Origin of the sequence: Gordonibacter sp., from assembly GCF_036667095.1 — a bacterium.
Lineage (GTDB): Bacteria > Actinomycetota > Coriobacteriia > Coriobacteriales > Eggerthellaceae > Gordonibacter.
On the sequence record NZ_JAVWUP010000231.1, the window covers coordinates 1 to 3,545 of the forward strand.

Genomic DNA, 3,545 nt, shown 5'->3' on the forward strand with positions numbered 1-3,545 from the left:
GCCGGAGGATAGCAGGATGCGCGATGGCTGGTCGGATGATGGGCGGCCGGAGCTCACGCAGGTTGATCCTTTGCGTGAGCATGCATGGAGCGGGAATGTGCGCGCCGTGCGTCAGATCGTGCCTTTGAGCACTTCGAGAAACATACGAGACGAGGAGAGCTGATGACCACGCAGAAGCGCGGCATGGGAAACATTCTGGCATCGGTGGCGGTAGGTGTGGCGATTATTGCCGCCTGCGGGCTGGGTTTGTACTTTGTAGACGGCGGCTCGTTTACCGGGTTGTTCGGCGGTGCTTCAAGCGCCAAGCAGGGTTCGGTAGAAGTGCACACGGTGACCGATTCGGTTGGGCGCACCGTGGAGGTGCCTGCTGATCCTCAGCGCATCGCCGCAATGGATGCTTTTTCGGGCAACGTGTGCGTGTTGTCGGGCGCGGGCGAGAAGCTGATGGGCGCACCGGGCGGTGTCGTCTCCAACGAGCTGCTGCAGAAGCTTTGCCCAAGTTTAGGGGATATTCAGCAGTTGTCAGGAAACAGCATCAATGTGGAAACCTTGATGGCGGCTGGAGTTGATGCGGCGTTGGTCAAGCGCGACCTGTATGACGGGGGAGAAGAGACTGCCAAGCTGGACAAGCTGGGTATTCCTTATGTGGTGGTGGACTACGGTACCGTCGAGGAGCAGATGGAGGCCATTTCGCTGGTTGGGCAGGTGTGCGGAGCGAAGGCTTCAGTAAAAGCCGAATCTATCGCTGCGTACTATCGCGCCACGGTCAAGACGGTCGAGGAGCGATCGGCGAGCCTCGCTGCCGATCAGAAGAAGCGCGTCTACCATTCCATCAACGATTCTTTGTTGACCGATGGCGCAGGTTCTCTCGGTGCCGACTGGATCGAGCGCACGGGAGCCATTGACGTGTCGGCAGATCAAGCCGGTGTGGGTGGGATGGGGGACTACTCGGCAACGCTTGAACAGGTGTATGCCTGGAACCCCGAGGTGATCGTTTGCAATACGGCGGCTACGCGCGCTTCTATCGAAAGCGATGCGCAGTGGCAGGGCATGGCGGCGGTAACGGCGAAATCGGTGTACAACCTGCCGGTATCGACGAGCCGGTGGGGGCAGCGTGGCGATCCGGAAACGTTTCTCGGTATGCTCTGGTTGGGCAAGACTCTCTATCCTGGGCAATACGAGGACATCGATCTTGAAGAGACGGTTGTCGCCTACTATCGGGATATTATCGGGTTGGATATCGATGCCGAAACCTGGGGCACCATCGTTGCTGGTCAGGGTGTGCGCGCCGAAGGCTCCGGCGGGCAGGAAGGTTCGGGCAGCGGCTCGGGCGGCGGAGGGGGAAAGTAGATGCGTGCTCATCTGATGAATAGGCCGATCGAACGGGTGGAAGAAGGGCTTGCTTCTGTGGTGGTTGCGGTGGACGACACCGACGATGCAACTCGTTGTACTTCCACTGGCGAGATTGCAAGTCTTATAGCAGCAGCCGCAGTTGATCTGGGCGGATGCTTGCGTTTGGAAGTGACGCGCCATCAATTGTTACTGCGCGACGATGTGCCTTATACGTCGCATAATTCTTCAATGGTGTTCGAGGCGCTGATGCATCCCGGGTTCATTGACGATCTGCGTGAGCGCGCCATCGCCATCATAGCCGCTCATCGCGCAGAAACCTCGGATCCGGGATTGTGCTTTGCCTGCGTGCCTGCCCAAGCTGAACGGGGTCGGTGTACGGCGGCGAGCGCGGGATTGGAAGCGCAAGAAGTTGACCCGGCTGTTTCTGAGCTCGTATCGTTCGGCCGTCGCGCAAAGGTCGAATTCTGTAGCAAGGAGGCTGCCTATGCGCTTGCCGCCCGGGTGCCTTGGGTGGTTTTGAGCGAGCATGGGGGAGACGGGGCGGGGGTCGTGGGGGCGCTCGCGGGCGTGGGGCTGCGCTTGGGCGGCTGCGACGGCAGGTTTCGCGGTAAGTGGAACTTCGCAAAGCTGTGTGCAGGCGAATTGTCCTGCAGCGTCGGCGCGGTAGAGCGTCGGCTTGCACGTGATTTTCGCGGCCCGGTCCAGTTGGTCGACGAGCAGGGTGCGCCTCTTGATCCTGCTCTGCCGTTTTCGCTTGACGCGGAGGGCAAGCCTATCCTCTACGACGGGGCGCTTACGGTGGTGTGCGATGTTGTGGACGGCGTGGCGCATCCTTGTTCGAAGATCGACTTGGGCGAGATAGGCAATGTGGGAGAGAGCTGGTCACGGGTCTGCTCTTCCTTTGAGTGGGACAACGATGCGGAAGAATGTCTTGACCGCACGCCGTCTTGCAAGAACTGCCTGCACCGGCGTTGGGTGGCTGGAGGATTCCAGTGTGCACGCAATCGGGCTATTGGTAGTGCTTGACGTTTCGTCCGTACAACCGTTTGTTGGAACCCGCTGAAAGGAACTAAGCACCATGAACTTTCTCAACCAGTTCTTCGTAAACGATGCGCTGCACACGTTGTCCCAAGCCCTTATCATTCCAACCGTTGTCTGCTTGCTCCTACTTGCTGCTTATACGGTATACACCCTGGGGTCTTTGGTAGTGGAAGTAGTGGTGGAGCGGCGTCATTACCGGGTTGCATTGCCTCGGCTGGTGGCCAACTTGGATGCAGCGCATTACGATGAGTTGGATAGCGTAATTGACCAAAGCGGTCTTCTGGATACGCAAAAGGCTGCCTTGAAAGAGCTGGTATCCTATATGTATCTTCCCGAAGATGCCCTCACTGAGGTGGCGAAGCGTCTGCTTGCCGACGAGAGCGGCCGCTACCAAAAGGCACTTTCGCCAACCGATGCGGCCATCAAGGTGGGGCCGATGCTGGGTTTGATGGGCACCTTGATACCCTTAGGTCCTGGTATTGTGGCTTTGAGTTCTGGCGACTTGAACACGCTCTCCTCCTCGCTTCTGGTGGCGTTCGATACCACGGTAGCGGGTTTGGTGGTTGCCGTGGTGTGCTATGTGGTTACGAAAGTTCGCCGACGCTGGTACGAGGACTATCTGGTCAGCCTTGAGGGCGCCATGAACACCTTGCTTGAGAAGGCCGATATTCTACGTGCTGGGGGGTACGCGTTTCAGGCGGGGAAGCCGTTTGGAGAAGGGGGCCGCCATGTCCAAGCGTAACCTGCGCGCTTCGCACCTAGGTACTTCTAAACTCCTTGGCGATCAAGATCAGGACCCTATGGGCTCGCTGGGTAATCTTATGGACGTGATGCTGGTGTTCGCTTGCGGGTTGATGTTGGCCCTCATTGCCAATTGGAACGTCGATCTAAGCGACGTGCAGTCGTCGGGCGGCAGTCCTGCGATACGTGAGATCGAGGGCGACTTGGAAGCTGTTCAGGAAGGTATAGCCGCAGAAGGCAGCGCGTATGAAAACCTCGGCACGGTCTATCGCGATGAAAAAACGGGTCAACTATACGTCGTGACCCCCGAAAAATAAGGCTCATCTTCTAGGGGGCCGCTGTGCTTCTCGTTGCGCATATCATGAAGTCCGCTGAGCCGAAAACGGTGTGTTTCTTGAAGAAAACCGGCC

General features: G+C 58.3%; 4 protein-coding genes. All 4 read left to right on the top strand.

Going from position 1 to position 3,545, the window contains the following annotated elements; all coding sequences use genetic code 11:
• The first annotated feature begins 162 nt into the window (after positions 1-162).
• From RR842_RS12880 to RR842_RS12895, 4 genes are read left to right on the top strand one after another with little or no spacing between them, the layout of a single operon-like run.
• On the top strand, positions 163-1,350 hold the full coding sequence (locus tag RR842_RS12880; RefSeq protein ID WP_332730011.1) for an ABC transporter substrate-binding protein: 1,188 nt from the start codon (positions 163-165) through the stop codon (positions 1,348-1,350).
• Positions 1,351-2,379: a hypothetical protein gene (locus RR842_RS12885; protein ID WP_332730012.1), complete on the top strand. Its 1,029-nt coding sequence runs from the start codon at positions 1,351-1,353 to the stop codon at positions 2,377-2,379. It abuts the gene before it with no gap.
• 52 nt (positions 2,380-2,431) lie between these two features.
• A complete protein-coding gene (locus tag RR842_RS12890) occupies positions 2,432-3,136 on the top strand; it encodes a MotA/TolQ/ExbB proton channel family protein (RefSeq protein WP_332730013.1) in 705 nt (234 codons plus the stop codon).
• Complete coding sequence (locus RR842_RS12895; protein WP_332730014.1) at positions 3,123-3,452, top strand: DUF2149 domain-containing protein; 330 nt, start codon at positions 3,123-3,125, stop codon at positions 3,450-3,452. Before RR842_RS12890 ends, RR842_RS12895 begins: the two co-directional genes overlap by 14 nt.
• The last annotated feature ends 93 nt before the right edge of the window (positions 3,453-3,545 follow it).